Source organism: Natrialba magadii ATCC 43099 (assembly GCF_000025625.1).
In the GTDB taxonomy this organism is placed as follows: Archaea; Halobacteriota; Halobacteria; order Halobacteriales; family Natrialbaceae; genus Natrialba; species Natrialba magadii.
In genome coordinates this window covers 886,742-913,546 of the sequence record NC_013922.1, presented here as the reverse complement: position 1 = coordinate 913,546, position 26,805 = coordinate 886,742, and the positions used below count along the sequence as shown (strand labels likewise).

Annotated in this window: 25 protein-coding genes; 10 read left to right on the top strand and 15 right to left on the bottom strand. The window is 62.0% G+C overall.

The features are described from left to right. Positions 1 to 248: 248 nt before the first annotated feature. Together NMAG_RS04260 and NMAG_RS04255 are read right to left on the bottom strand one after the other, a co-directional pair. The gene (locus tag NMAG_RS04260) at positions 249 to 674 is read right to left on the bottom strand and encodes a type II toxin-antitoxin system VapC family toxin (protein WP_004216673.1); all 426 of its coding nucleotides are present in this window, start codon (positions 672 to 674) and stop codon (positions 249 to 251) included. Beyond that, the gene (locus NMAG_RS04255; RefSeq protein WP_004216672.1) at positions 674 to 898 is read right to left on the bottom strand and encodes a hypothetical protein; all 225 of its coding nucleotides are present in this window, start codon (positions 896 to 898) and stop codon (positions 674 to 676) included. Before NMAG_RS04255 ends, NMAG_RS04260 begins: the two co-directional genes overlap by 1 nt. A gap of 437 nt (positions 899 to 1,335) precedes the next feature. Here NMAG_RS04255 and NMAG_RS04250 point away from each other — a divergent pair, with 437 nt between their 5' ends. Beyond that, on the top strand, positions 1,336 to 1,728 hold the full coding sequence (locus tag NMAG_RS04250) for a hypothetical protein (RefSeq protein WP_012996434.1): 393 nt from the start codon (positions 1,336 to 1,338) through the stop codon (positions 1,726 to 1,728). Positions 1,729 to 2,551: 823 nt separating this feature from the next. Here the strand turns inward: NMAG_RS04250 and NMAG_RS04245 are convergent. The 7 genes from NMAG_RS04245 to NMAG_RS21965 all read right to left on the bottom strand — a co-directional run bounded on the left by NMAG_RS04245 (position 2,552) and on the right by NMAG_RS21965 (position 9,302). Next, positions 2,552 to 4,882, bottom strand: coding sequence for a DUF7827 domain-containing protein (locus tag NMAG_RS04245; RefSeq protein ID WP_237076837.1), 2,331 nt, complete (start codon positions 4,880 to 4,882; stop codon positions 2,552 to 2,554). Between the two features lie 882 nt (positions 4,883 to 5,764). Further along, positions 5,765 to 6,064 (bottom strand): type II toxin-antitoxin system RelE family toxin, encoded by a 300-nt coding sequence (locus NMAG_RS04240; protein WP_004216668.1) that lies wholly within the window; start codon positions 6,062 to 6,064, stop codon positions 5,765 to 5,767. 10 nt (positions 6,065 to 6,074) lie between these two features. Next, positions 6,075 to 6,353 (bottom strand): ribbon-helix-helix domain-containing protein, encoded by a 279-nt coding sequence (locus NMAG_RS04235; protein ID WP_004216667.1) that lies wholly within the window; start codon positions 6,351 to 6,353, stop codon positions 6,075 to 6,077. Positions 6,354 to 6,537: 184 nt separating this feature from the next. Next, the gene (locus NMAG_RS04230) at positions 6,538 to 7,242 is read right to left on the bottom strand and encodes an energy-coupling factor transporter transmembrane component T family protein (protein ID WP_004216666.1); all 705 of its coding nucleotides are present in this window, start codon (positions 7,240 to 7,242) and stop codon (positions 6,538 to 6,540) included. A gap of 48 nt (positions 7,243 to 7,290) precedes the next feature. Then, positions 7,291 to 8,016 carry an energy-coupling factor ABC transporter ATP-binding protein gene (locus NMAG_RS04225; protein WP_012996433.1) on the bottom strand — a complete coding sequence of 242 codons (726 nt, stop codon included), beginning with the start codon at positions 8,014 to 8,016 and terminating at the stop codon, positions 7,291 to 7,293. Positions 8,017 to 8,024: 8 nt separating this feature from the next. Then, a complete protein-coding gene (locus NMAG_RS04220; RefSeq protein ID WP_049916402.1) occupies positions 8,025 to 8,633 on the bottom strand; it encodes a biotin transporter BioY in 609 nt (202 codons plus the stop codon). Positions 8,634 to 8,852: 219 nt separating this feature from the next. Continuing rightward, on the bottom strand, positions 8,853 to 9,302 hold the full coding sequence (locus tag NMAG_RS21965) for a hypothetical protein (RefSeq protein WP_191219370.1): 450 nt from the start codon (positions 9,300 to 9,302) through the stop codon (positions 8,853 to 8,855). Positions 9,303 to 9,374: 72 nt separating this feature from the next. Here NMAG_RS21965 and NMAG_RS04210 point away from each other — a divergent pair, with 72 nt between their 5' ends. Beyond that, the gene (locus NMAG_RS04210) at positions 9,375 to 14,111 is read left to right on the top strand and encodes a DUF7282 domain-containing protein (RefSeq protein WP_004216662.1); all 4,737 of its coding nucleotides are present in this window, start codon (positions 9,375 to 9,377) and stop codon (positions 14,109 to 14,111) included. Between the two features lie 245 nt (positions 14,112 to 14,356). On the opposite strand, the gene NMAG_RS04205 is transcribed toward NMAG_RS04210, so the two are convergent. Beyond that, positions 14,357 to 14,653 carry a DUF7545 family protein gene (locus tag NMAG_RS04205; RefSeq protein ID WP_004216661.1) on the bottom strand — a complete coding sequence of 99 codons (297 nt, stop codon included), beginning with the start codon at positions 14,651 to 14,653 and terminating at the stop codon, positions 14,357 to 14,359. Positions 14,654 to 14,777: 124 nt separating this feature from the next. Here NMAG_RS04205 and NMAG_RS21960 point away from each other — a divergent pair, with 124 nt between their 5' ends. Next, positions 14,778 to 14,921 (top strand): DUF7557 family protein, encoded by a 144-nt coding sequence (locus NMAG_RS21960; RefSeq protein ID WP_004216659.1) that lies wholly within the window; start codon positions 14,778 to 14,780, stop codon positions 14,919 to 14,921. Positions 14,922 to 15,017: 96 nt separating this feature from the next. Here NMAG_RS21960 and NMAG_RS04200 read toward each other — a convergent pair whose 3' ends face one another. The 4 genes from NMAG_RS04200 to NMAG_RS04185 form a co-directional block, all read right to left on the bottom strand. Continuing rightward, positions 15,018 to 15,578 (bottom strand): DUF5799 family protein, encoded by a 561-nt coding sequence (locus NMAG_RS04200; RefSeq protein ID WP_004216657.1) that lies wholly within the window; start codon positions 15,576 to 15,578, stop codon positions 15,018 to 15,020. A gap of 110 nt (positions 15,579 to 15,688) precedes the next feature. Beyond that, on the bottom strand, positions 15,689 to 16,189 hold the full coding sequence (locus NMAG_RS04195; RefSeq protein WP_004216656.1) for a gamma carbonic anhydrase family protein: 501 nt from the start codon (positions 16,187 to 16,189) through the stop codon (positions 15,689 to 15,691). Between the two features lie 598 nt (positions 16,190 to 16,787). Next, positions 16,788 to 17,183, bottom strand: coding sequence for an OsmC family protein (locus NMAG_RS04190; RefSeq protein ID WP_004216655.1), 396 nt, complete (start codon positions 17,181 to 17,183; stop codon positions 16,788 to 16,790). A gap of 139 nt (positions 17,184 to 17,322) precedes the next feature. Then, on the bottom strand, positions 17,323 to 18,051 hold the full coding sequence (locus NMAG_RS04185) for a metal-dependent hydrolase (RefSeq protein ID WP_004216653.1): 729 nt from the start codon (positions 18,049 to 18,051) through the stop codon (positions 17,323 to 17,325). 353 nt (positions 18,052 to 18,404) lie between these two features. Here NMAG_RS04185 and NMAG_RS04180 point away from each other — a divergent pair, with 353 nt between their 5' ends. The 7 genes from NMAG_RS04180 to NMAG_RS20830 all read left to right on the top strand — a co-directional run bounded on the left by NMAG_RS04180 (position 18,405) and on the right by NMAG_RS20830 (position 25,642). Beyond that, positions 18,405 to 18,668: a hypothetical protein gene (locus tag NMAG_RS04180; RefSeq protein ID WP_004216652.1), complete on the top strand. Its 264-nt coding sequence runs from the start codon at positions 18,405 to 18,407 to the stop codon at positions 18,666 to 18,668. Between the two features lie 184 nt (positions 18,669 to 18,852). After that, a complete protein-coding gene (locus NMAG_RS04175) occupies positions 18,853 to 21,051 on the top strand; it encodes a DHH family phosphoesterase (RefSeq protein WP_004216651.1) in 2,199 nt (732 codons plus the stop codon). Positions 21,052 to 21,271: 220 nt separating this feature from the next. Continuing rightward, positions 21,272 to 21,874, top strand: coding sequence for an SHOCT domain-containing protein (locus tag NMAG_RS04170; protein ID WP_004216650.1), 603 nt, complete (start codon positions 21,272 to 21,274; stop codon positions 21,872 to 21,874). A 150-nt stretch (positions 21,875 to 22,024) separates the two neighbouring features. Then, complete coding sequence (locus tag NMAG_RS04165) at positions 22,025 to 22,708, top strand: helix-turn-helix domain-containing protein (protein ID WP_004216649.1); 684 nt, start codon at positions 22,025 to 22,027, stop codon at positions 22,706 to 22,708. 415 nt (positions 22,709 to 23,123) lie between these two features. Next, the gene (locus tag NMAG_RS21495) at positions 23,124 to 23,294 is read left to right on the top strand and encodes a hypothetical protein (RefSeq protein WP_335331775.1); all 171 of its coding nucleotides are present in this window, start codon (positions 23,124 to 23,126) and stop codon (positions 23,292 to 23,294) included. Between the two features lie 75 nt (positions 23,295 to 23,369). After that, complete coding sequence (locus tag NMAG_RS04155; RefSeq protein ID WP_004216646.1) at positions 23,370 to 25,040, top strand: tRNA uridine(34) 5-carboxymethylaminomethyl modification radical SAM/GNAT enzyme Elp3; 1,671 nt, start codon at positions 23,370 to 23,372, stop codon at positions 25,038 to 25,040. A gap of 329 nt (positions 25,041 to 25,369) precedes the next feature. Further along, positions 25,370 to 25,642: a hypothetical protein gene (locus NMAG_RS20830; protein WP_237076816.1), complete on the top strand. Its 273-nt coding sequence runs from the start codon at positions 25,370 to 25,372 to the stop codon at positions 25,640 to 25,642. 182 nt (positions 25,643 to 25,824) lie between these two features. On the opposite strand, the gene NMAG_RS04150 is transcribed toward NMAG_RS20830, so the two are convergent. Continuing rightward, the gene (locus NMAG_RS04150) at positions 25,825 to 26,625 is read right to left on the bottom strand and encodes an HpcH/HpaI aldolase family protein (RefSeq protein ID WP_004216645.1); all 801 of its coding nucleotides are present in this window, start codon (positions 26,623 to 26,625) and stop codon (positions 25,825 to 25,827) included. Positions 26,626 to 26,805 lie beyond the last annotated feature (180 nt).

Here is a 26,805-nt window from a genome sequence, read left to right as displayed (position 1 = left end):
TGAATCAGGGAACAGCTTCGCTGCGACCGTGGTTCACAATCCCTCCACCGGTTACGTTTCGGTGAGCAAGTTCGCGAGCCGAATGTCTGTTCTGGAGGATTTGAACGAGACGAGACGCACAGCGAAGCGAGCAGTCTCGGCGTAGTTCACAATCCACTCCACCGGCCTGCTTCGCAGGGTGTGCAGTAAATCACCACGCAACTCCGCTTTGTATCCTGACTTTCAGCTGTCAGAGTGGAACGTGAGAGCTAGAGTGAGCCATCCGTACGCACGCTCTCTACTCGAATCTCTTGCTCACGTGCGGCCGTTCGAAGCGCGCTATCTTCAGTTACCAGGGTGAGGTCAGTACGCTCTGCGGTTGCAAGATACGCCGCATCATAGAACGTAAGTCCGTTTGATTGGGCGACATCCATCGTTGAAGTGAGGGTTTCGTTACTCACGGTCTCGAGTCGAACCTCTGTACCAAGTCGTGAGAGAATAGTAACAGCGTCTTCTAATTCAGACTCAGTTAGATTATCGTGAGCAAGGCCGGTTTTCCAGAGTGCATTCGCCGCCTCGTACATCGTCAAATCGAGCAGATACTCATCGAACAGGATACTAATATCCACATTGACGCCGCGTTCTCCAATGAGAAGTTCTACCACCGAGCTTGCGTCAAAGAGATAGTCAGACATTAATTCTCCTGGCGGGTTTCACGAACCGCTCCAACGATCTCGTCAGTTTCAACACCGTCATCTATCTTCTCTCGAAGGGAATCGACATCCCGTCGAAGTTTCTCGCGCCGGCGCTTGGTGATTTCCTCCTCGAGCGCGTTACGGATAACCTCGCTAACGTTGATATCTTCCTTTTCGAGTTCCTCCTTCATCTCATCTGGAATTTTTGCCGAGACCGTGGTCATACGTGCGAGTATTACGAGACAGTATTACAAAAATGTTCCATCAGGGTTTAACAAGGTCGGTGTGGGCCAGTGCTCGACGAACCTGTTCTCGTCGCCTGGGGAACGCGGCGGCACTCACCTCGACGGTGCTCGTAGTGGCGTACTACTCGGAGAACAGTTCCTACGGAGTACAACCCAAACGAAACACGAACCGAGCGATCATATTCGATACCTCAGCGATAGTTATAAGACAATACCAGTCAACAATTAGAACGGAAGCCACAACGTGGGTACGAAAGTGCCCCGGGTGTTGCAGCACCCGAGACGTGGCTTCCAAAACGCGACTCGCGTTGAAGCCATGATTACATACATCCGACCGGGATATAAACGTCCCGCACGATACCCACCGAACAGCACCCAACTACCCGTAGGACTGCGATTTTTCCTCGGTGGTCGCCATGAGTGACGACACCGATACCGACTCGGGCTCGGGCTCGGACTCGAACGCTGACGCTGACAGCAAGTACACCACCACTCGAGATCTCAAAGCTGCCCTCGGGCTCGACCCCGACTACACCCCCGACCCCGACACCACCTCGCTCCCCAACTGTCCCCGCTGTGATCACCCTGTCACACGCACCAGCATGACCAGCCCCACGGAAGCCATCGCCGGCCCCTGCGGCTGTCGTGTCGCCCCAGGATTCGCTCGGCGGGCGCGCAACCGCCGACGCAACGGACGGGACGGTTCGTCATCCGCGACTGGTCACGATACCGACCGCGGCCACGCTACTGCACCCGCCACTCAACCCGACACGCAAACTGACACCCAAAACAACTCACACACTCAGTAACCACCATCACACCACCACTCGAGTACCCTCCCGCTCCCGTCGACCCCCCAGTGACGGCCGCAGGGAAGCAGGTGGTTCGGTTCGGCTCAACTCGAGTTGGCCCACTTGGGTTCGACTCAAACCGAACCAAGCCGACCCGAACCGAACTGAACCGAACCCAACCCAACCCAACCCAAACCGTCTCAACCAACTCGAGTTGCGGCGGAACACTGGGTGGGTGTGGGAGTGAGTGCTGGGCTGGTGTGGTAGCGATATGGTGTTGGTGTGCTGGTGCTGGCAACGGGGGTGGCGTTACCCTGGGGGTGGCGTTCTTCGCCTCGTTGCCGTCGGCCGGCTCCCACTGACAGCTCGAACCCACCGTGGTGACTCGCTGTCGATCACGGTGTCACCACAATCGAAGCCATCGAAGCCATCGAAGCCACTCGACCACCGACTGTCAGTCGCCGATCGACGGCTCTCAGTCCCGCCAGCACCCTAGCACTCCACCGCGCTACCAGCCACTCCGCGCACTCACACTTCCCCCACATCACCCACAGCCCACCCAGGCCGAACTCGCAACTCGAGGAGCTGATCTCGAGAACCGATTCCGTCTTGTAGTGTTACGAGAGTGAGTGTGCAGTGATTTCACTACCGGCTGTCCGCCCACGGCGGGTATTCGTTCAGGCACCGGAGCAGCAGTAGTTCGGGAAGACGAGGACGTCACGGGTATGAAAATCAACGCAATCGAGCGATAGCTGTCGCTGGTTGGTGTAGCGGTCGAAAGAAAATCGAGGTGCGGCAAAGCCGGACGAAGTCCGGTAGTTAGTGTGGGGAGCTGCTCAGCTTAGTTCTGCTTGCGCAGAGCCAGCATTGCAGCGCCGAGGAGTGCTGCGAGTGCGACTGCGACACCGAAGCCAGGCGAACCGTCGTCGTCGGTTTCGCCGTCGTCGGTTTCGCCGTCGTCGTCAGCGCCGTCGTCGGCTGCGCCGTCGTCGTCAGCACCGTCGTCGTCGGACTTGTCGTCGTCGGACTTGTCGTCGTCAGACTTGTCGTCGTCGGAGAAGGTGGTCACACCAGACTCCTCGTCGTAGTCGCCTGCCGTGACACTCCACTCGACGTCACCTTCGCTATCAGCCGTGAACTCGTAGCTGTTGGACCAGGTGCCCTCAGATTCGAGTTCAGTGGTCACTTCATCGACGTTTTCGCCGGCGATGACAACACCGATGTCAACCTCGTCAGAGGTGCCACCAGTGTTGCTGATAGTCACGTCCAGCGTGACGTCCTCACCGACTTCAGCGTCGGATGGTGCGTCAGCGTCGACCGTGATGATTGCCTCGTCAGCGTCAACGAGCACGGAGTCGATCTCTGCCGACTCTTCGTCCTCGTTTGCGGTGAGCGTGAACTCGGTACCTGCTGCGTAGTCGCTGAGGTCGTACTCAGCTTCGAAGTACCGGTCACCGTCGTCGTCGATTTCGACAACAGTGTCGCTGGTAGTGGTGAAGTTGCCGGTCGAGCGAGCGCGGGTCGTGACTTCCGTACCTGGTGCGACGTTAGTCTCACCCGTCACGATTGCACTGTCGCTGTTCGGAACTTCTTCAGCAGTGTCGTCCCATTCGAGTTCGCGCTCTTCAACGACGAATTCGCTTGCAGCGGACTCGTTGTCCTCTGCGAAGGCGTTCTCGTCGCTCACAGTGAACTCGAGATCGTAGTCAGTCTCCAGCTCGAATTCGTCCGAGCCATCGTAAGCCTCGCTGTAGTCGACAGCGAAGATCAGCTGGCCTGCGGACTGGTTGGCGTCGACAACGTCAACATCGAAGTCATTGTCAGTTGCGTTGAAGACGACTGGGTCAGCGTTTGGACCTGGGTCCTGTTCGACGATCGCCAGCTCGAGCGTGTCGTCGACGTCGCTGAACTCGTCAGCGTCGTCGAAGTACGCGAAGAGGCTGGTGGTGTCGACAGTTGCCAGGAGCGTGTCGTTCTGTGCGATGTAGTCGGTCGAGGTGACCGTCGTGTCGTTGTAATCGCTGAAGTCTTCGACGTCATCTGGTGCCGTGTAGATCGAGACGGCATCGTCAGCGAGCTCAGTGCGGTCGTTCAGCGTGAAGAACGCCGTGTCGTGCTCGTCGTCGAAGCTAGCGTCGTTCGCGAGCGAGAGCGTGTAGTCGCCTCCCTCGAGAACGTCGGATGTGGCTTCGTAATCTTCAACGGAGACATCATCTTCCTCGTGAGCCGCCCAGAATGCACTGTCGTCAGCGGTGTGCATTTCAGTGGTGTCAACGAGGAGCGTGACGTTACCGTCGTCGCTGCCGTCCTCAACCTGGAGCTGGACCTCGTAGTTGACTTCGTCCTCTTCACCGATCTGGACGTGGGCATCGGACGTCTCCTGCAGTTCGATGTCGATTGCAGCGATGTTGCTGCGCTCTTCAGTGAAGTCAGATTCGGCGAAGCTCAGGTCTGCAGCAGCAGACTCAGTCACGTTCACGGTGGCGCTGGATTCAGCGGCCGTGTCCGTAACATCGAAGTTGAACTCGTATTCGCCGGCGTCAATGTCGGTGAAGTTCAGCGAGTAAGCACCGTCAGAGACGTCTTTGAGAGTTGCAACTTCGTTCTCGTCGTCAACCTCGTTGGACAGGCCGATCTCGTCGAGGAGTTCGTCGAGGTCGTCCTCGTCGAGGTCGTCAGACGAGACGTTGACATCGTACTGGTTACGGATGGAGTCGAACTCGACTTCGAAGTCGGAGTTACTGTCAGCGACTTCGTCGGATTCGAACTCAGCGTCGAAGTCCTGCTGAGCGATCTCGAAGTCGTTGTTGTCAACATCACTCGATTCAGAGTCAGTCAGTTCTCCATCGTTGATATTAGCGATGTTACCATCGTCGTCCTCGATGACGTAGTTACCATCAAGGCCCTCGGTGTCGATAACGTACGCGCCGTCATCGAGCGAGAACTGGTCGACGAGCGAGCCAGCCGAGTTGTCATCTACATCGCGGAGTTCGAACTCATCGTCGTCCGCGTAGTCATCGTCATCATAGTGGACGAGGAGGTGCTGTCCTTCCCAGAAGGTGCTGGCTGAATCGAGGTAGTCATCAGCACCCTGTTCGTCAAGGTCATCGTGGTTGGTCGCTGCGACCGCGCCCGTGAAGGCAGCGGACATAGCGACAACCGACATGACCATAAGTGCGGCCAGGAACACTGCGCGTCCCTTTTCGCGGAATGAATTTTCGTTTGTCATTGTTGTCTTGTAAGTTGCTTAGCGTGCGATTCGCCGGGGCAGGTTTAGCAGTATCACGCCGCCCGGCACGGCCTGCCACTGCGTTCACTCAGCCTCCGGGTAGGGGTAAGCAGGACTTTTAGAGGATCTGTAATAAGCTTTCTTGTTGACTATCCCCTCGAATGACCCGTCGGAAGGGGTGTCTTATCAAGCGTGAAACTGTGCACTGACTGCGGTAGGCGACCATAGATCCGTTCTATGGCAGTCTCTGAAAATTGCTATCAGCACCTACTCGGTCCACATCGGTGAACTCTCGCCCACTGTTTTATATTCTGGATTCCGTATCTGGGCTTCATCTTCCGAAGTCAGGCTACTGGGAACGCCCACGCGGATCTCGTCAGACGAACGTCTGCCAAAGGGTTATTAGTTATCACCAATAACAATAGTATGCCCATCCAGACGAGTTCGTCTGGCGGCATTCCATCCCCCACCCGCTGTCACTCCATCCCCCCATCCAGTGAGACTGCATGCGGGTGGATTCGCGATCTGCGAGAGGCACAACCCACTCTCGCGTCTCCCCCTTCTGGCACCACCCGAGAGTGGCATGCCTAGACCGTGTCCGGACAGCAGTCGGGTAGCGCCGCCCTCGCAGTTGTTGCAAAAAATAGTGACCCAGGGTAGCTATCGGGCTTCACCCCCGCGCGCTGTGGCGCGGGGTACTCGCCCCGATTTTCGTCTAGAACAAGCAGCAGTTGCCGACCGCTTCACCAAGATCGTCACCCTGGTCACGCTCGGAGCCGATGGTGAGTTCCCAAGAGCCCTCGGAATCGTCTGCCGTTGTGTCTGTCAGTCGTCGTCGCGCCAAGACCCCCACACTTCGCGGTACTTCCCCAGTTCCCGATACTCCGTCTTCCGCTCGAACGCGTCAATCGCATAGATCACCTCGTTATCTTTGTCCCAGTCGATCAGGACGCGAAAATCGCCGACTCGGAGCTTATATCCAGGGTAATTCTTCAACCGGTCGAGAAAGTGATCGGGGAAGTCTCCGATGTCCTCCAATGTGTTGAGGATACGTTCGGCGTCCTGCGTTTCGTACTGTTCGAGTGCCGAAACAACCGTCTCCGTTAGAACGACTTCGTGCGCCACACGACAGCCCTCACTCCTCGCTGTCGTCTTCGATGCCGAGTCGGTCCTTCGCTTCCGAGATTGACATCGTGCGTCCCGCTGCCACGTCCGCGTACCCTTGGGAGACACCCTCCTGTGCACCGGGCGTCAGAATCGGCTCCGTCGTATCGCGCAGGACCTCACGGATGAACTCCGAGCGGTTGGTGTAGTTCAGTTCCGCAGCCAGTTCGTCGAGTTCCTCCAGAAGCCGCTTCGGAACCTTGACGTTAAGTTTCACCATGTCACCGTTGTCGCCCGCGTCCGTACTCATACATCGTGGTACGCGGGTGGTACTGATAGAACTGTTGCTCGGCTCAGTCTTCAGCTTCGAGGACCGATTCCAGCGCATCTATCCTCCTGACCCCGAGAGGTATTCGAAATCGCTCGTGGAAAATTCACTCTAACTGGTGAATGAAAAAAAGTGTATTTGCAACAACTGCTAGTGGCCAACGGAATCAGAGCAACGCGGAGAGTGCCAGAACGAGTGCAATCCCAAGCGCGGGCGCGTCGAGTCGCGAAAACGACAGCCGCGGCAGCGTCGGATTCCACGCGAAACACCGCGCTTGGAGCGCGAGCGACAGCCGATCCGCCCGGTCGAACGCGCGCTCGAGTCCGAGCAGTGCGATCGTCCCAGCGCGCTCGTGGGCTGCCCGCTCGGTTCCCAGTCGGGCCGCCATCGCATCCCTGATCGTCTTCACGTCTGCACGAAGGACCGGCAGGAACCGGAAGACCAGCGCGACGCCGATGCCGAGCAACTGCCCCGGCTTGCCGGGAATCGTCCGCTGAATCGCCGCTCGTGAGTCCCGGACCCGCGTCGAACGAACGTAGGCAGCACTGACGAGTAAGATGAGGAGCACGCGATAGCTCGCGAGCAGCGAGTCCACACCAGCGGAGGGGTCGACCCACGGCGGCCCGAGTGTGATGGACGCGAGCAGGGGTGCACCGCCGAGGAACACGAACGCGAAGCGATACGCGTAGAGCGTCTGCAAGAGTCGCACACGAGCAGTTGCCAGGATCGCGAGCGTGACCAGCGTGAGCACGGCGAGTGCGCGCGGAGCGGTATGGGAGAGTGCCGTCGCTGCGAACCCGATCTGAATCGCGAGCTTCGAGCGCGGATCGAGTCGGTGGGCGAGCGTGTCGTCTGGTTCGTAGGTAAGCATGTAGCGGTAAGGGTGTGCTCGGCTCGTAGCGTGGACCGGCTGCCAGCGTCAGTCCGCGGGCTGCCGGCGGACCGAATCCGGAACCGCAATCGGGAGTTCCGAGAATGACTCGAGTGCACCCTCGGGCGCGTCGTCCACGACGACCCGTCCGTCCTGCATCGCGATCAACCGGTCTGCAAGTTCACAGACGTCGCGCAGGTCGTGCGTTGCGAGGCAGATGCCCGTCCCCGAGTCGGAGAGCGACGCGAGTCGGTCGAGTACTGAGCGGCGGGCGGGGGCGTCGAGACCGGTAAACGGTTCGTCGAGGACGAGGTGTATAGGGTTCATCGCGAGCGCGCCCGCGATGGCGACGCGAGCCTGCTCTCCGCCGGAAAGTGTGTCGATGCGCTCGTCTGTTCGGCCCTCGAGGTTCACGGCTGCCAGCGCATCCGTCACGCGCTGGTCGATCTCGTCGCGGTCGAGTCCGAGGTTTTCGGGGCCGAAGGCGACGTCGGCACCGACCGTGGCGGCCACGAACTGATCCCGCGGGTGCTGGAAAACCATGCCGACCCGCGAGCGGGCGGCGATCAGGTTTTCCGAAACCGGTGTGTCGTCGACCCGAACGGTCCCGCTGTCGGGAGAGAGCAGTCCGTTGCAGTGGCGCAACAGCGTGGTCTTGCCGCTCCCGTTGGCCCCCGCGAGAACGACGAACTCGCCGTCGTCGATCGTCAGTGAGAGGTCTTCGAGTACCGGCACGTCGTCGAACCCGTAGGTGACGTCGTCGAATTCGATCATCGACTCGGTCACCGACCCGACTGGTATCCTGGGGTCGGTAATCGGCCACTCCTGACGATTGCGATCGCCGCAGCTATCTTCAGGATTTCACCCGGGATGTACGGAATGACGGCAGCCGTAATCGCCTGCCACGCGGTCAACTCGAGTAGCATCGCTATGTAGGCGGCACCCATCCCGTAGATGAGTATGGTGCCGGTGACGAGGGCGGCGACGACGAGCGGGAGCGAGACGGCGGCGGGGTCACGAAGCCCGTGGCTGCGGTAGCCGCGGTGAACGAAGAGACCGATCAGGGCTGCGGCGAGGGGGTACGACCAGAGGAAGCCGCCGCTCTGGCCGAACAGGATGCCGATTCCGCTCCCGAAGTTGGCGAAGATCGGGACGCCGATTGCGCCGGCGGTGAGGTAGAGGATCATGGAGAACGATCCCCAGACCGGGCCGAGGATGAGGCCAGCAAGGAAGACGAATAGCACCTGAAGGGTGATCGGTGGTGATGGGCCCGGGATTGGGATGGCGATCTGTGCGGCCGCGCCGAGCAAGACGGTGAGCAGCGCCGCGCGAGCGAACTGGCTCGCGACGGTGGCGTCGACGAGCTCGACCTGCCGCTGGTCTGTTTCCATGCCACCCGCTCTCTCGTAAACCGTGATCAAAACTTCGGTTTCCGAGATCTGTGGCCGGACGATAGCGTGGTCGAGCCACCGGCAGAACGGACGGAGCATTGCCGAAATCGGTCATCACCGACCGACCGGGAGGCGAAACGAATCGCTTCCTGTCGACGCTGGTGACTGTTCGAACCCGGCTGCGACGGCCGACCCGACAGTCCAGTCGGCAGGCCATTATCAGTCGATTGACTCCGTGCTGTGCCCGTCGTAACGGGTGATTGTGTCAGCACGAGCAGCGAAACGGGCGGCGTGCTTATGCGCCGATTCGGACGGGTGAGGAAAACGAATGGGAGTGAGTATCGCGGATGGGGTGAGGAGCAGGTATTGGATCCGGAATCGGTCCGTATGGCAACCGTTGACGCGTATAGGAGGGGAACAGATACCGGTGGCTGGTGGCGCGCCCGACGGTTGCGGTTGGGTTGTCAGGAGCACTGGTTTCAGTGTCATTGATACCAGCGCTACCGACACCAGCGCCACCGACACCAGCGCTACCGACACCAGCGCTACCGACACCAGCGCTACCGACACCAGCGCTACCGACACCAGCGCTACCGACACCAGCGCTACCGACACCAGCGCCACCGACACCAGCGCCACCGACACCAGCGCCACCGACACCAGTACCACTAGCACCGACCGTGCCTACAGCCAGCAACACCGCGACGGTGATCGGCGATGACTCGTCGCCGTCCACGTCGCATGGGACCACGCACACGCGGCGCACTCGTCGTCGCGCTCGTCGCCGGCTTGCTCGTCACGAGCCTGATCGCACTGCCGCTGCTCGACGGCGGCCTGTCGGGACTCGGTGACGACTCGGCACAGGGAGACCAGCCCGGCGAGCAGACACAGGCGTCACCGCCGGTCGCAGCCGCCGACGAGACGGCAACCGCCAGCCCTGCCGGGATGGGTGAGCACACTGCGCCGCTTGCGCCACTCGAGTACCCTGGCCCTGCTCAAGCCCAGGTTGATGGGGCGGACGGTGGAGCGGTGGCGGACGGTGGTGCGGTGGCCGACGGAGCGGCGGTGGGCGATGCAGCTGCAGACGCTGAGTCGCCAGCGCAGCCACAGGCACAGGCACAGGCACAGACGCTCCAGGAACACGAGGACGCAGTCGAAACTGGCGTCGACCAGGGAATCGAACTCGTACAGGCCCAGGGCGTCGAGGTGAGCCAGGAACAGCGCGCGGCCGCAGTCGAGGCGGCCAGCGAGTCGGCCGAACAGCACCAGGAAGCAGAGGTCGAGCAGGTGCAGGAGGCGACGGCTGGGGCAGTTCACGGGACGCTCATTCAGGAGCAGCGCGTGAACGTAACCCAGATTCAACACGCCGTCGGCGGCGCGACGGACGGCGCGCTCGCCCAGCACCAGACGGCGACCGCGAGCCAACTCCAGAGTGCGACCTGGGGTGCGACCCATGGCGCGATTGCGCAGGAACAGCGCGTTACCGTCGAGCAGTTACAGGTTGCTACCTTCGGCGCGGCGGCAGGTGCTGCGAGTGAGGCCGCGGAGTACGAGGTCGAGGAGCAGCCGAAGATTCAGGAGGCAGCACAGGGCGCGGCCTACGGCGTCCTGACGCAGTACCAGAAACTGACGGCCGAACAGCGCCAGACGGTTACGATCGAGCACGTCCAGCACGCAGCCATCGGTGCCGCCTCGGGTGCACTCGAGGGCAGCTCGGAGATTGCACTCGAGCAGGAACAGCAGATCGACATCGAGATGGAGCAGCGCCAGGCGGTGACGATCAAGGAGATCCAGACTGCCGCGAAGGGAGCGGCCAAGGGTGCGCTGGTCCAGAAGCAGACGGTGACGGTCGAGCAGACCCAGTCCGCGGCGTGGGGCGCGAGCGCGGGTGCGCTCAAGCAGGTCCAGTCGGTCCACGTCGAGCAGGTCCAGCAGATCACGACGCCGAAGATCGAGGAGGCTGCGAAGGGGGCGGCGACGGGGGCGATCACGCAGTCCCAAGAGGCGACTGTCGAACAGATCCAGGCGGCGGCTGATGGCGGCGCACAGGGTGTGCTCGTCCAGCGCCAGGACGTGTCGGTCACGCAGATCCAGTCGGCCGCGACGGGTGCCTCGAAGGGGGCAGTCGCGTCGGCGATCCAGTACCAGGTCGTCGAAATCGAGCAGATTCAGTCCGTCGCGTTCGGCGCTGGCGAGGGCGCGGTGATCCAGAAGCAGGTCGTCGACATCACGCAGGTCCAGCACCTCGCGATGGGAAGCGCAGAGGGCGCGCTCACGCAACACCAGGAGGCGACCGTCACACAGCTTCAGGTCGCGGCGTCGACCGCGAGCCAGGAGACGGCGCGGGCGATCCAGGAACAGCGGATCAGCGTCACGCAACTCCAGTTGCTGACCGCAGAGACCGCGGCCGACGCGACGGGGTACGCCGTCGACCAGGGCATCGACGACGGCGCACAGCTCGTCCAGTACGTCGAAATCGAACTCGTCCAGCGCATCGAACTGATCGACGAACTCGAGGGCACCGCCTCGCTCTCGTTCCCCGATCAGAACACGACCGGCGAGACGGTCAATATCGCTAGCGTCGACCTCTCCGAAGGCGGCTTCGTCGCGGTCTACGACGACACGACCGCGGCGCTCGATCCCGAGGACGTGATTGGCGTCTCCGGCTACCTCGAACCCGGCGAACACGGAGACGTGGAAATCGAACTCGAGGAGCCCCTCGAAGACGACCGCTCGCTCGTCGCGGCGGTCCACCACGACACGACCGACGACGAGACGTTCCGGTACGTCGAACGCGACGGCGGCGACGACGAGCCGTACGTCACGGAGGGCGGCGCACCGGTGCTCGATATGGCCTTCATCATGGTCGACCCCGAGGAGCCTGACGAGCCCGAGGCCGAGGCCGAGCTTTCGGTGAGCGACCAGACCGGCGACGGCGAGACGCTCACGGTCGACGAAGCCAACGCAACCGTCGACTACGTCGTGAGCGCCGTCTACGACGACCAGCGGGTCGACAGCGAGACTATCGAAGCCAACGAGACCGTCTCCGAACTCGAACTCGACCTCGAGCCGCCGATCGAATCGGACGGACCGGTCTCAGTTGCCGTCCGCGCTGGCGCGGACGACGAGGTGCTCGCGAGTGACACCATCGAGTACACGCTCGATGACCCGTTCGACCCCGAGTCGACGCTCAGCGTGAGCGACCAGACCGGCGACGGCACCAGCGTCACCATCGACGAAGCCAACGCCTCTGTCGAGTACGCGCTCACCGTGACCGACGGCGACGGTGACGGCGAGCCGCTCACCGAAACCGAACCCTTCCCCGCCGGCGAGGCCATCGAAAACGAATCGATCGACCTCGAAACGCCACTCGAGGAGAACGCACTCCTCGAGGTCTCACTCGTCGCCACCGAGGAAAACCAGACGCTCGAGACGGCGTCACTCGAGTACACCGTCGACGAGGAGTTCCAGGTCGAATTCGTCAACTGTACGCGCGCGGAGGTGACGGGCTCGTTCGAGGAAGGTGAGACGGTCGCCGCGAGCACGGGCTTCTACGCGGCCAGTGGGTTTGGCAATACGATTATCGAAGACTTCGTGACCGTCGGTGACCAGGTCGAGGCACCGTTCACGGGGACGATTGTCTTCGAGATCGGTGCGGAAGACGACTTCGAGGGAGCTGAAGATGGTGAGGGCACCATCACGGTCGGTGTGCCCGACTACGGCACGTTCGGGACCTACATCTCCGGCATTAGCTCGGACGAAGCGATTCCGTTCGCCAGTATCGACCATCCGAATCCGCAGGGACAGGAGTGCAACGAGGACGCACGGCCCGAGGAGCCGTCGATCTCCGTCGCAGAGACGGAGCCGGGTGAGCCGACCGGCGACGACGGCGAGTGGGCGTGGGGTGAGGACACGATCGATGTCACCTTTAGCTCCGAGAACCCGAACGAAGAGGCACTGCCCGGCGTGAGCGAGTTCGTCGAGGGAACGACCGAAGACGAACCGGTCGGTGCACTCGAGCCCGGCAACGAGACGTTCACCGTCGAGTGGACGCCCGCAGACGAAGACGAGCGGCTCGTCTGGGAGTTCGGCCTCCAGTCGTTCGGCTACGAGGAGCCGCTGCTCGCCGAGACGGATCCCGCCGGCGAAGTCGTCGACATCCCCGAGCCGGACGACCCCGCCGAGTTCGAGGTCGAAATCACTGACACCAACTCGCCGGTCACACAGGGCGACGACCTCGAGGTCGAGGCGCTCGTCGAGAACGTCGGCGACGAACCCGGCGAGCAAGAGATTGAACTCACACTCGACGACACCGCGGTCGACGCGGAGACGCTCGAACTCGGGACGAACCCGAACGAAACGGTCACGCTCGAAGCGGACACCACTGAGTTCGAGCCCGGCGAGTACACCGCGACGGTCGAAAGCGAGAACGACACCGACGAGACGCCGGTCACGATCGAGGAGCCAGCCGACCCCGCCGAGTTCGAGGTCGAAATCACTGACACCAACTCGCCCGTCGAACAGGGCGACGATCTCGAGGTCGAGGCACTCGTCGAGAACGTCGGCGACGAGGCCGGCGAGCAGGAACTCGAGTTCGCCCTCGACGAGACGCTGGTCGATTCGGAGCCGGTGGCACTCGAGTCCGATGCGAGCGAGACGGTTGCGTTCAGTACGCCGACCGACGAGCTCGCACCTGGTGAGTACACGGCAACGGTCGCGAGCGAGAACGAGACCGACGAGGCGGTTGTGACGGTGACCGAGCCGGCAGCCGCGGAGTTCTCGCTGGTGGATCTCTCGGCACCGCCGTCTGACGTGGCCGGCCAGCCGACGACTGTTGTCGCGACGATTATGAATACGGGCGACGACGGCGACACGCAGACGGTTACGTACAGCGTAGACGGAGAGGTAATCGAAGAGCGGAGCGTCTCGCTCGAACCGGGCGACACGACGGTCGAGCAGTTCTCGCCGACGCTGCCGGAGGGCGAGTCGGACCACACGGTCGCAACCGAGGATGCGGAGCAGACGGTGACGATCGAGGGGCTTGCGGTGTTGCCGGGCGAAGAGGCAGATGATGGAATCGCTGGCGAAGAGCAGCCAGCCGAACCGGAACCTGACGGGGAATCACCGGATGACGGCTCGCCGGACGAGGAGATGCCTACTGAGCCGCCGGCAAACGGCGACCAGGCCGGTGCGGATGCGGAGAATCAAGAGCAAAATGGCGCTGAGACGGATGGACAAGAGCAGGAACAGGAACAGGAACAGGAGCCGAACGGAGTCGAAACCGATGACGGTGCAGCCGACGACGGTGCAGCCGACGACGGTGACGAGACGCTCGGAACCAACGGCGGCGACGACGCTGGCGGCGAGGACGCTACCGCCGCCGACAACGGTCCCGATACCGAAGAGAATGACGGCGACGAGAACACAGCCGACACCACGGACACTACCTCAGAACCGGCTGCGGCAGTGACGGCGTAACGCTACCAGACTCAGCAATCAACACACTCAGAATCGGTAATCGACACACAGGAGGTATCCACTCGAGTACCGTCTGGGTGTGCGTTCGTCGGGTCGACTCGAGTGCCCGACGCAAAGTGCAGCGGCTGCGCGGTCGTTCGAGAACGGTTTGAAGAGCCGAGACAGGATTTGGTTCAGTACGAGTGGTAGTCTTCGTCTTCCTGATAGTGGTAGTAGTAGTAGTAGTAGTAGCGGTTGTGCCGGTGCTAGTGCTGGTGACCAGTCGCCTCGCCGAACGTCACGCCGAAGCGCTCCTCGAAGAGGTCCATGATGCGCGCTTCCTGTGCCTCGAGGTCCTCGTCGGCCTCGTGTCCGTGGTGGACGATGTGATGAGCGCGGCTGGCGAGTGAGAGGAGTGTCACGTCGCCGACGGTTTCGGCTGCGGTCTGGTCGCCCTCAGCGACGAGATCGAGGAGACCGGTGGGAACTGTGACCTCGTCCGTGGTGTCGTCGTCAGCGCTAATCGTGATGGTCGTGGTTTCGACGTCGTCGGAGTCTGCCATACCACTACGGTCGTGGAGCGTGCCTAAAGGTGCTGTGGGTTTCGGTGCCGTCGGAGGGGGTGACACGACTGCCCGGCCGCGAGCCGCCCGCGGGTTTTTACCCTTCGATGTCGTGTGTACACACATGCCACAGATAGAGCTAGACGAGGAAACGATCGAGCGGCTCGACGGCATTCGCGTCGAGGACGAGTCCTACGACGAGTTGGTGATGGAACTGATAAACATCTACGAGGCCAGCGAGTTGACGCTGTTTCACGCGGGCGATTGAGCGCTACTACTCACCTGCTGATCGCTGGCGGAGTGCCAGTCTGGGCCAACCCGTTACCACAGTCGGCCGGTCGGCTCGCCGCGTCCGTTCGTCGCGTCAGTTCGTCGCATCAGTCTCGTCGCCGCCCGTCTGAGCCCCGGACTCGGTCTCGGTCTCGGTGTCAGCTTCGGCCTCAGTCTCGGCCGCAGCAGCCTCACGAACCGACTCCCAGCGGCCACTCGACTCGAGATGGGTCTGTAACTCGTCGGCGTACTCCTGAGTGAGCTGTTCGGCTGCCTCGCGCTTTTCCTCGTGGTCGTTCCCACCGCCACTCATGCCGAGTGCGCCCTTGATGGAATCGACGAGTCCACCCGAGCCACCGGAGCCCGAACTGCCGCCTGCGCCGCCTGCGCCGCCTGCGCCGCCTGCACCCCCCATCGCACCCATGCCCGCGTCGACGTTCTCGAGTTCGGGGATGATCTGCTCGAGTTTCGACGTATCCGCGATCAGTTGCGCCTGTTCCGGATCGTCGGCATCCTCGATCTCGAACTCCGTCGCGGTCATGATCAGACTCCACTGCTGGTTCGAAAACTGGGAACTCGCGACCCGCGAGGAGAACTCCTGATCGACGGTCATCCGCTCCCCGACGATCTGGTCCGTCCACGATGACTTGCTCATGCGCGTGGCTTCGGCTGGTGGCTGTATCAGCGTTTCCCTCGTTGCTCCCCGAAACGCCACTCTCGGCGGGCACACTCGTCGGCGGGCACACTCGAGTACCAGCCAGCCACTTACTCGAGACGGGTCGAGGTTTCGGCGTGGCGCTTCGAGAGTTCGACGTATCGGTCGGCCGTCCCCGCGAGGCGCGCGTCGTCGATTTCGGTTTTCGGCTCCGCAGGCGTGCCGACGACCAGCGTCGAGGGTGGGACCTCCGTTCCCTCGGTGACGACGCTGCCGGCCGCGACGACAGCCCCCTCGCCGATATGAGCGCCGTCGAGAACGACCGCGTTCATGCCGACAAGCGCGCCCTCGGCGACGGTGGCGTTGTGGACGATGGCGCTGTGACCGACGGTGGCCTCGGACTCGAGTGTCGCGTGCTCGTGGAGGACGGCGTTGTCCTGGACGTTGGCTCGCTCGCCGACGACGATCGTGCCGTGATCGCCGCGGAGGGTGGTGTTCGGCCAGATGCTTGCGTCGGCGTCGATACGAACGTCGCCGATGACGACGGCGGCGTCATCGACGTACGCGGAGTCGGCGACCTGGGGTTCGGTTCCGTCGAACGACCGTAACATGGCTGGTGCTGTCTCGCGAGTCGTATTGAATGTGTCTTACTCTCATGGTCTCCAACACAATTTGGCACTACGGCTAATACACAAGCGCAGGAATGTGTGAATACAGCGGGCGAGTTGGCTTCCCCGGCCAGCGTTCCGCTGACGTGTCATCCACAGGTCATCCGACCCACCATCCCACATCCACCCCACCCCCTACCCACCCCACCCCCTACCCACCCCACTTCACTCCACCCCATCCCACTGCAGCCATCCACTGGAACCAGGGTGTTCCCCACTGCACCCGACGGTTCCACCCCACATCCAACCCACATCCAACCCACATCCACCCCACTTCCACCCCGGCACCGCTCACCACTGCGGTGAGCGAGTTTTTCAGTGTAAACGCACTCCGTGAGAAACGACACACTAGTGAGTGGTCAGTAGTGAACAACCATTGACGATAAGAATACAATACTACTCCGCTTACACCCCGCCACTCACAGTCTGAAAGCCACCCCACAACTGATCGAATCGATTCTGAGCCGTTTCTTGTCGCCCGTCCGTGTTATCTGGCTCGGACGTGTGCGTCTCGAAATCGCCCAGAGCACGACGGTGTCACTCAGAACGCGTCGCCGTCGATACTCGCGTCCGCGTGCAGACTGTCCTTCAGCGCGTCGTGCACCTTACACAGTTCGAACGCACGCTCGAGAATCTCCTCGCCCGTCTCGTCGTCGACGTCCGCTTCGACCTGAATGTCGAACGAGATGGACTCGAGTTTGTCGTCGTCGTTGAGTTCGCCGTCGGTGTCGATCTGAATCTTTCCGAGTTCGTCGACGCCTCGCTGTTGTCCGCCGACACGCAGCGCGGGCACGTAGCACGACCCATACGCTGCGAGCAGCGTCTCGAGTGTGTCCGGGCCCTCCTCGCCGTTCGAGTCGATCGTCGTCTCGAAGTCACGGATTTCGTTGGTCGCGCTGAACCCCTCTTCGGAGATGGTGGTCGCCTGTTTCGACATGGCAGTCGTGACGTCCACAGCCGGTGCTGTAAACGTTGTTCTCGGGAGCAAAAGCGTTCGGGATGGTGATACGAGTGTCGGAGACGGGGCAGGTCCCGTCTCCGAGAGTCAGGAGAGGACGAACAGCCCGACAGCCTGCTCAGGACTCGAGCGTGAACGGTTCGTCAGCAGCGAGCGCGTGAACCTCGGCGTCGCTGCCGGTTGCCTGCACTTCGTCCTCGAAGTCGTCGGTATCCTGTTCGATCGGTGGGAACGTGTCGTAGTGCTGTGGGAAGGCGTGGTCGACGTCGAGCCAGTCGATGGCGACGGCAGCCTGCCAGGGGCCCATGGTGAAGTGGTCGCCGATCGGCACGGCGGCGCCGTCGGGCTCGAGGTACGGCCCGATAACGTCGCGCATCTCGCTCATGAGTGAGGTGTCGCCAGCGTGGTAGAACGTCGTCGACTCTTCGTCCGCCACCTGTGTTGGATTCGTATCCGAGATGACAAAGCCGGCAGGCATGCCGCCGCTCGTGTCGTTCTCGGTCATAATGCCGTTCGTGTGGTCGGCGCGGACCATCGTGACGAAGGCGTCGCCACACTCGACGGTGCCGCCGAGGTTCATGCCCATCCCGCCGACGGCGTCCTCGAAGCCGAACTCCTCCTCACAGTAGGAGACGAGTTCGGGCGTCGCGACGAGCGTTGCCTCAGAAAACTCGCCCGCGTGGGCGATATGGTCTGCATGCCCGTGCGTAAGCAGGACGTAGTCGGGTGTCTCGATGTCCGACGGATCGAGATCCGTCTTCGGGTTGTCGAAGAACGGGTCGATCAGCAGGTCGGTGTCGCCAACGGTGACGTGCCAGGTCGAGTGGCCGTGCCAGGTGAGTTCCATAGCCATACCACTCGAACTGTTCGTCCTGTACGACTTAAAATTGGGTGCGTGCCTCGGTCGAGGATGGTGAGACGATTCAATTCACCGGCGACGGCCGGTGGGGATTCCGACTTTACAATGCTGTGTGCCGAGTCGCACGATATCGAATCGTGTTTCGGATCGAAGGCCACGCTATCTGGCGAATAAACGATCCCCACTATTTATTCAGTCGCTAGCAGAACAACTGTCTACCGTCTGCACGCTGACACACCGTGCAACGGTCTGACCCTGTCTTTCTGACCTGGGGTCCGATGTGGTTACCGTCACGGCGGCGAATGCCGTGGCGTTTTTTACCCGGCGTTCGTACGAGGTGTATGCTCGCACTGACTCTCGAGGAGTTCATGCTCGAGTTGAACGACGGCGCGATCAAGAACATCGGTCCAAACAACAAGGAAGCCACCGTCAAACTGTTCGATGTCGACGGTGCCGAAGCCCGCGAATTCGGGGACAAACGCGTCAAACTCGTCTTCGACGACGAGGACGGCAACGAGGTACAGGTCTCGCTGTTCCCGGAAGACATAGAGAAACTCGTCGAAGATATCGAGGACCTCCAGGAGAACTCCGCGGTGTTCGAGTAACGGTCCCAAGCTGTTTCCGGAGCGTATCGCCAACGACAAGCGACTGTGCCCCTCGGGCGAGGGAGAGTAAGCTACTCCCGGTCGTGACCGGTCCTACCGTCGCGTTTACCGGACCGTTCCGGACCGTGACAACCCGGACGCATTTCGACAACCGTTTTAGGACGAAACTGCTTGCTAGGGGTAGATGGGTAATTGTATCATCTGCGGCATACCCGTTGACGGCGAAATCTGCGAGAGTCACGAGGAGGACGCGGTCTTCGAATTCGAGGGCACGTCCGCCTCGCAGCTCTCCCCCGGCCGATACTACCGGGGCACCGTCGACGGCTACGCCGATTTCGGTGTCTTCATCGACATCGGATCACACGTTACAGGCCTGTTGCACAGAAGCGAACTCGACCAACGACTCGAAAGTCTCGACTGGGAACCTGGCGACGACGTCTACGTCCAGGTGCTCGACGTTCGAGATAACGGTAACGTCGACCTCGGCTGGTCGATCCGCCAGCGCGAACGCGAGTTCCGCGGCAAACTGATCGAGACGGCAGACGACGAGTTCCGTCCCGAAGACTACGGTGAGGACGGATCTGGCGACGAGTCGTCGGATGCTGGTTCTGACTCCGATTCGGAGTCCAGCGCTGACTCCAGCGTAGAGACCACCGATTCCGCCGCCGACGAATCAGTCGATTCGAGTGGCAGCCAGTCGGCACCCGACGCATCGAACGCAACCGAACCCGTCACGAACGGCAGCGGCTCCGTTGCAACCGAGTCCGCGGCGGCCAGCACGTCGACCGGCGCTGCAGAGGCCGACGCAAGCGCTGACACCGCTACCGCAGACGTAGACGCAGACACTGACGTCGATGCCGACGCCGACGAGGGACCCGCCCTCAAGCGCACCACCGTCGACGCCATCGAAAATCAGGTCGGCAGCGTCGTCCGCCTCGAGGGCGAGATTACCGGTGTCCGCCAGACCAGCGGCCCGACCGTCTTCGAACTGCGCGACGAGACCGGTACCGTCGAGTGCGCCGCATTCGAGGAAGCCGGCGTCCGCGCCTACCCCGATGTCGACGTCGACGACGTCGTCGCACTCGAGGGCGAGGTCGAACGCCACTACGGCGACCTGCAAGTCGAGACCGAAATGCTCGACCAGCTCGCAGACGAAGAGCGCCAGACCGTCGTCGACCGACTCGAGAACGCACTCGAGCGCGAGGCGAGCCCTGACGACGCATCCCTGCTCGCCGAGCACGACGCAGTGGCCGCCGTCGAGGACGGCCTCGTCGACGCCGCGACCGAGATTCGTCGTGCCGTTATGGAGGCGCGCCCGGTCGTCGTTCGTCACGGCGCGACTGCGGACGGCTACGTCGCCGGTGCCGCCATCGAGCGCGCCGTGCTCCCGCTGATCCGCGAGAAGCACACCCGCGACGACGCCGAGTACCACTACTTCGAGCGCCGACCGCTCGACGGCCGCGTCTACGACATGGACGCCGCAACCGACGACGTGACTTCGATGCTCGAGGCGCGCGAGCGCCACGGCGAGCAGTTGCCGCTCGTCGTCCTCGTCGACGCCGGTTCGACCGTCGAATCCGTCGACGGCTACGACCTGCTCTCGCTGTACGACGCCGACGCGCTCGTCGTCGACGACAGCAACGCCGACGAGGAGGTTGCCGACGCAGTCTCCGTCGCCGTCGCGCCGTCGCTCGCCAGCGAAGACGTCTCGGACGTTACGTCGACCGCGCTCTCGGCGAACATCGCCGCGCTGGTCAACAACGACGTACGCGAGGACGTCGAACACCTTCCGGCGATCAGCTACTGGGAGGACACCCCCGAGGCCTACACCGACCTCGCAACCGAGGCCGGCTTCGACGAGACGGCGCTCTCGGAGCGTCGCGAAGCCGTCGCACTCGAGTCCTACTACCAGTCCTACAAGGACAAGCGTGAACTCGTCGCCGACCTGCTGTTCGATCACGATGGCGACCTCGCAGCCCACGTCTCCGAGCAGTTCCGCTCGAAGCTCGATACCGGACTTGAGACGGCACGGGAGAACCTGACGACCGAAGACGTCGACGGGAACACCGTCGCCGTGCTCGATACGGCGGCGTTCACCCACCGCTACAACTTCCCGACGACGACGCTCCTGCTCGACGCGCTGCACCGTCGTGAACGCGAGGACGACTCGTTCGTCACCATCGGCCTCGGTGACGACGAACTCCACGTCCGTGCGACCGAATCGCTGAACGTCCGCGACCTTGGCGACGCGATCGCCGAGGCAGTTCCCGACGCAGGCGTCCACGTCGTCGGCGGCGAGGACGGCCATGTCGAGTTCCTGCCCGGTGAACGCGATGCCGTGCGCCAGGCTGCACTCGAGGCGCTCGACGACACGCTCGCATAGAGCCCGCGCGCCGCGACACAACGCTGCCTCGTTCTCCGACCACTCCGGACCCGATACCCGATACCCGATACCCGATACCGGATACCGAAGTGGCAACGCTGGAGGCTGTTCGCTCTCGGCGTGAGCTCACAGCAGCGGTCACGAATCGAAACCGAAATCCCTCGGGCATGTGAGTGCAGAAACAGCTTTCTGGCCGGGAGCATAACCTGTACACCAACCTATGGCCGACGACGCCGTCGGGCGACTTCGAGAACACGTCGTCGAAGTGGTAACGCTGGGGCTTACCGGGCTCTGGTTGTTCGGACTGTTCATCGGTGCGTCGTGGTGGCTTCCCGTGTTGCTCGTGAGCTACATTGCCGTGATTCCGATCATCGCGCTGCTGTTCGGCGATGACGATGATCGCGCAGAGTGGTGGGACGAGTCGACAGCCGAGGAGTCAGCGAGGGCCGATAGCACGACAGACTCGGCACCAGAATCGTCCCACACCTCACGTCACTCACGGCACTCGACAGCTCGCCACTCCGAGCCACACACCCACACCCACACGACCACGACCGCCAGCGGCGACACCGCCAGCGACGACTCGGCCAGCGACGCACTCGAGACACTCCGCCAGCGATACGCCGCCGGCAAACTCACCGACGCCCAGTTCGAGGCGAAACTCGAGCGGCTACTCGAGACGGAAACAATCGAAGCGGCGGATCGGTGGCAGCGTGAGCCGAGTCGGGATAGGAACCGAGTGAACGAGGAGCGACAGCGGCGTGTCGACAGTGATGACGGAGACCGTGGATCGGAGTGGGAGCGCGAACGCGAGCGGACGTAAGCGACGTAACGGCCAGTTCAGGAACGCCGCAGACGGGATTTCTCATCCAGGCTACCGACTCATCCGAGTACTGTACCAGCTGGTTACCGACTAGCCACGCCGTTGACAGCCACCCCGCCAACTTATCCTCGGTCGGCTGTTTTGTCCCCTATGAGCGTCATCGCCGAGTTCACGCTTCCCGCCGACGCATTCGCTCTCGGAGACACGTTCGACCGCATCGGCGAGGCAACCATCGAGGTCGAACGACTCGCCACCCACAGCCGGGAGTGGATCATGCCCTTCCTGTGGGTCTCTGACTGTGACATCGACGCGATGGCTGCTGCACTCGAGTCCGACTCGAGCATCGAGGAATTCGAACTCCTCGACCAGAAAGAAGACATCGCCTACCTCAACGTCCACTGGACCGAACCGGTACAGCAACTGGTCGACGAGATCGTCAATCAACACGGGATCATACAGGAGGCGCAGGCGACCGATGGCCGCTGGTTTCTCAAACTCAAATTCGTGAGCCAGACCGCAGTCAAGGGGTTCCAGCGCTACTTTCAGGAGAAAGAGTACACCTTCGAACTCCAGCGCATCTACGACGGCACCGCCCCGAGAGAACGTGAGTACGAACTCACCACCGAACAACGGGAGGCGCTCGTCGTCGGACTCGAGTTGGGCTACTTCGCCATCCCCCGCAACGCACAGATTAGCGATCTGGCTGACGAACTCGGCATCTCGACGAACGCGGTCTCACAACGATTGCGCCGAGCGACGGCGAATCTCACGCAGAATACGCTGGTCGTCTCGAGTGAGCGTGCTGAGACAGCGTCCGGCGAGAGCGATGGGTGAGGCCAATATAGTAGCCACTGCAAGTCACTGCACACTTGATCGCCAGCCTGCTCGGCGATCAGTGTGTAACTAGTTGCAGTTGTTACTATAGGAGAGCAGGGTGGAGAACGGTGATGGCAGTTTTCGTGTTTTCGTGAGTCAGTCCTGTCCTTTCCTGTCCTTCCCTATCCTGACAAACGGGACGTAACCGCACCGAGAGCCAGCCGACTGTCATAAAGGGACTCACGTTCAAAGGGTGAGTCGGATGTCCGTTCGGACCACTTCTTTTGGTGTGCCATCTAGATCGCCATCGGAGTCCGCATCCGCGACCGAGTCGGAGCAACAGGATGCGGAGCAGACAAACTCAGCGGGGCGAGAGAGTACGACGAAAGAGGGTGTGAACGAGTCACCTGTGGAATCGGCGCCGGGAGTTGCGGTGCAAACGGAAAACAAGACGGGTGCGGAAAAGCGGAAAGTCGCAGTCATCTGTGCTGACTGTCAGACGGCGTACGCGGCCGAGAAGTGGCCGGATGGGACGACGCGCCTGATCGGACGGCCGGCGGGCTGTCAGTGCGGTTCGACGAAGTTCAACGAGATTGACGAGTGAACGCCGATTGGAGACTGCGAGCAAGCAGTAGCGAGTCCGACACGCTTATTCGCGCTGCACGATGAACGTCCTGTAGTGAGTACCGAGACGCCCGATTCCGACGATCCAACCGAGACGAAAGCCTTCCGACGGGTCTGTGAGACGCTCGTCGACCGGATCCTCGCGGGCGAAATCGAGCGCGACGAGGTCGAGAAGGCCAAACTCGAGGCCTGTTCGGAGCACTCCGCGCCGAAGGTGCCGAAGAACTCGGAGCTGCTTGATTATGCGCCACAGGAACACCGTGAGGATCTGGAAGCGGTGCTCCAGCGCAAGCCCGTCCGCACCGCCTCGGGTGTCTCACCGGTTGCGATCATGACCTCGCCCGAGCGGTGTCCTCACGGGAAGTGTCTCTACTGTCCCGGCGGCCCCGACTCGGAGTTTTCCTCCTCCCAGAGCTACACCGGAAACGAACCCGCCGCCGCCCGCGGCGTCCAGAACGACTACGACCCGTACGGCCAGGTGACGCTGCGACTCGAGCAGCTCCGGGAGATCGGTCACCCGATCGACAAGGTCGAACTCATCCTGATGGGTGGGACGATGACCGCCCGGAGCCACGACTACCAGGAGTGGTTCGTCAAGCGCGCCCTGGAGGCGATGAACGACTACGACGTCGACAAGGAGCCCGAGCCGGCGGAGGGCATCAGCTTCGCAGAGGACCCCGAGGAGTACGAGTTCAAATATCTCGAAGACGTGATCGCGGAGAACGAGACCGGAGACGTCCGTAACATCGGCACGACGTTCGAGACCAAGCCCGACTGGTGTGACCCCGAGCAGATCGACCGGATGCTCGACCTCGGTGGCACGAAAGTCGAGGTCGGGGTCCAGACCACCTACGAGCGGATCAATCGGGAGATGCACCGCGGCCACGGCGCGCAGGCGTCGATCGACGCCAACCAGCGACTCCGTGACTCGGCGTTCAAGGTCGGCTTCCACATGATGCCCGGCCAGCCAGGGATGAGCAAGGAGATGTGTCTCGAAGACTTCCGGCGCATCTTCGAAGAAGAGCAGTGGAAGCCCGACTACCTGAAGATTTACCCGACGCTCATCGTCCGCGGCACCGCAACGTACGACTGGTGGCACAAGGGCGAGTACGATCCCCTCGACAACGACGAAGCCGCCGACCTGGTCGCTGAAATCAAGGACATGATTCCGCGCTACACGCGCCTCCAGCGGGTCCAGCGCGACATTCCGGCGGACTTCATCGACGCCGGCGTCTGGAAGTCGAACCTCCGCCAGCTCGCGCGCAAGCGCATGGACGAACACGACTGGACTTGCGAGTGCATCCGCTGTCGCGAGGTCGGGATGAACGACGCCGAACCGAACGAGGTCGAACTCGACGTCATGACCTACGACGCTTGCGGCGGCACGGAACACTTCATTTCCTTCGAGGACTTCGAGCAGGACCTCCTGATCGGCTTCTGCCGACTCCGGTTTCCGCACGATCCTGTGCGACCGGAACTCGAGAACACCGCGCTCATTCGCGAACTTCACGTCTACGGGTCTGAGGTTACGATGGGCGAGGAGGGCGAGTCAGGACAGCACCAGCATCAGGGCTACGGCCGCCGCCTGATGGAGCAAGCAGAGGAGCTCGCAGCCGACGCAGGCTACGACAAGGTTAGCGTCATCTCGGGTATCGGCGCGCGGGAGTACTACCGGAACAAGCTCGGCTATCATCAGGACGGGCCGTACGTGAGCAAGCGGCTCTAACGATCGGTTGGACCCAGTTCTGTAACCCAGTTGCTTCAACTCGCTACTGACGAGAGTGGCGTGCGCCCATCTTTATCGGTTTCTTAGCAGTAGATATAAGTCTGTTTACGTCAACTATTAGAACGGAAGCCACAACGGGCATATGCGAACTGCCCCGGGTGCTGAAGACACCCGAGACGTGGCTTCCAAACCCCAGGGAGGGTTTGTAGCCATGATTCCGTTCATTCTACCGGGACATAAACATCCCGCACGACCGACGTATCGTCCACTTCGAGTATCACCGCTAGCTTCCCCACGGTGGTCCGTACAGGCAGTGTTCGGAGGCAATGATGAGCGATACCGGTGACACCGCCGGAGACGCAGCCGACGACCAGCCGTCACACTCTCCCTCACCCTCATCTCCACCACCCCTCCCCGACTGCCCGATCTGCGGACAGTCAGTGACAACCGTGACGATCCACGGTCCCACGACAGCGACCGCAGCACCCTGTGGCTGTCGTGCACCACCAGAGGTCCTGCTCGTCGACGCAGAATCCGTCTCGAGTGCCCCCTACGGACGTGACCACAGACGGAGGCAGCATCGACGCTGTCGGTGGGACTGATACCAACGACGCAGGCGACAGGTGACGGAGCGGGGTATAACTGAATCGTATCGTTGATCTTCGCTCCGTTGGGGTGGGGTAGCAGCCCACTCACGTCGCATAATCCACTTACGCCTCACACCACATCCACTGCGATCAATCGTCCGCAATTGGCGTCAGCCACAGAAGGACAACCCTACTGCTCACACCTCGCTTTGCTCGTCGACGACGCGCTTGAACGCCGCCAGCGCCCGCTCACTCCCCGTCCACACGTAACTCACGTCGACACCCGCTACCACAAAATCAAACCCGCGATCCAGCCAGCGCTCCACATCGTCCCCACCGAGCGCGAGCGTCGCCACCGGCTTGTCTTCGGCGTGGCCCGCCTCGAGTACCCGGTCGACCGCGTCGAGGAATCGGTCGGACTCGAGTTCCCCCACGATACCGAGCGCGGCCGAGAGATCCGCCGGGCCGACGAAGAGGCCGTCGAGACCGTCGACGGCGGCGATGTCGGCGATGTGTTCGAGTCCAGTTTCGGTTTCGATCTGCGCAATAGTGATGGGCGCTGTCTCTGGATTCCGGACGGCCTCGGGGAACGTCGCGCCGTACGTCGTCGCGCGGCCCAGGCCGATTCCGCGCACGCCCTCCGGCGGATAGCGGGTCGCCTCGACGAGGTCACGCGCCTCGGCCGCGGTGTCGACCATCGGTGCCATGACGCCGTCAGCACCGGCATCCAGTACGCGCTTGATTTCGGTGGGGTCGTTCTCGGAGACGCGGACGATCGAACCGGTGTCGGCGGCTGGTGATTCGGGAGCGCCACCCGCCGCTTCGACCGCCCGAATCATTTCGGTCACCGTCTCGAGTGACTGTGGCGTGTGTTCGATGTCGATCACGACGGCGTCGAATGCGAGTTGCGCGCTCATTTCTGCAACTGCCGGGTCGCCCAGCGCGAGCCAGTTGCCGACGAGCGGCTCGCGGTTCCGAAGGGCGGAAACGAACGTCATGGCGGTGACTTCCCTGGTGCGAGAAAAAAAGTCACCGTTGCCGTCGTCTCCAGACGAGATACAAAGAGCATCCAGTAGTCGATTCCAGCCAGCTCAAAATCCGAGTTGGTTGCCGACCGACTCGAGTGTCGTCACGGTCGCAGTCGGCTATAGTAGCCACTGCAAGTCAATACACACCTG

What these genes read in the sequence shown, in the direction of transcription:
- NMAG_RS04235 (WP_004216667.1), bottom strand. Translation starts at nt 6,353, where the DNA reads ATGAGTACGGACGCGGGCGACAACGGTGACATGGTGAAACTTAACGTC.
- NMAG_RS04175 (WP_004216651.1), top strand. Translation starts at nt 18,853, where the DNA reads ATGGGTAATTGTATCATCTGCGGCATACCCGTTGACGGCGAAATCTGC.
- NMAG_RS04220 (WP_049916402.1), bottom strand. Translation starts at nt 8,633, where the DNA reads ATGGAAACAGACCAGCGGCAGGTCGAGCTCGTCGACGCCACCGTCGCG.
- NMAG_RS20830 (WP_237076816.1), top strand. Translation starts at nt 25,370, where the DNA reads ATGAGCGATACCGGTGACACCGCCGGAGACGCAGCCGACGACCAGCCG.
- NMAG_RS04225 (WP_012996433.1), bottom strand. Translation starts at nt 8,016, where the DNA reads ATGATCGAATTCGACGACGTCACCTACGGGTTCGACGACGTGCCGGTA.
- NMAG_RS04230 (WP_004216666.1), bottom strand. Translation starts at nt 7,242, where the DNA reads ATGCTTACCTACGAACCAGACGACACGCTCGCCCACCGACTCGATCCG.
- NMAG_RS04255 (WP_004216672.1), bottom strand. Translation starts at nt 898, where the DNA reads ATGACCACGGTCTCGGCAAAAATTCCAGATGAGATGAAGGAGGAACTC.
- NMAG_RS04260 (WP_004216673.1), bottom strand. Translation starts at nt 674, where the DNA reads ATGTCTGACTATCTCTTTGACGCAAGCTCGGTGGTAGAACTTCTCATT.
- NMAG_RS04245 (WP_237076837.1), bottom strand. Translation starts at nt 4,882, where the DNA reads ATGGTCATGTCGGTTGTCGCTATGTCCGCTGCCTTCACGGGCGCGGTC.
- NMAG_RS04185 (WP_004216653.1), bottom strand. Translation starts at nt 18,051, where the DNA reads ATGGAACTCACCTGGCACGGCCACTCGACCTGGCACGTCACCGTTGGC.
- NMAG_RS04200 (WP_004216657.1), bottom strand. Translation starts at nt 15,578, where the DNA reads ATGAGCAAGTCATCGTGGACGGACCAGATCGTCGGGGAGCGGATGACC.
- NMAG_RS04205 (WP_004216661.1), bottom strand. Translation starts at nt 14,653, where the DNA reads ATGGCAGACTCCGACGACGTCGAAACCACGACCATCACGATTAGCGCT.
- NMAG_RS04150 (WP_004216645.1), bottom strand. Translation starts at nt 26,625, where the DNA reads ATGACGTTCGTTTCCGCCCTTCGGAACCGCGAGCCGCTCGTCGGCAAC.
- NMAG_RS04250 (WP_012996434.1), top strand. Translation starts at nt 1,336, where the DNA reads ATGAGTGACGACACCGATACCGACTCGGGCTCGGGCTCGGACTCGAAC.
- NMAG_RS04210 (WP_004216662.1), top strand. Translation starts at nt 9,375, where the DNA reads ATGGGACCACGCACACGCGGCGCACTCGTCGTCGCGCTCGTCGCCGGC.
- NMAG_RS21960 (WP_004216659.1), top strand. Translation starts at nt 14,778, where the DNA reads ATGCCACAGATAGAGCTAGACGAGGAAACGATCGAGCGGCTCGACGGC.
- NMAG_RS04180 (WP_004216652.1), top strand. Translation starts at nt 18,405, where the DNA reads ATGCTCGCACTGACTCTCGAGGAGTTCATGCTCGAGTTGAACGACGGC.
- NMAG_RS04165 (WP_004216649.1), top strand. Translation starts at nt 22,025, where the DNA reads ATGAGCGTCATCGCCGAGTTCACGCTTCCCGCCGACGCATTCGCTCTC.
- NMAG_RS04195 (WP_004216656.1), bottom strand. Translation starts at nt 16,189, where the DNA reads ATGTTACGGTCGTTCGACGGAACCGAACCCCAGGTCGCCGACTCCGCG.
- NMAG_RS04170 (WP_004216650.1), top strand. Translation starts at nt 21,272, where the DNA reads ATGGCCGACGACGCCGTCGGGCGACTTCGAGAACACGTCGTCGAAGTG.
- NMAG_RS04190 (WP_004216655.1), bottom strand. Translation starts at nt 17,183, where the DNA reads ATGTCGAAACAGGCGACCACCATCTCCGAAGAGGGGTTCAGCGCGACC.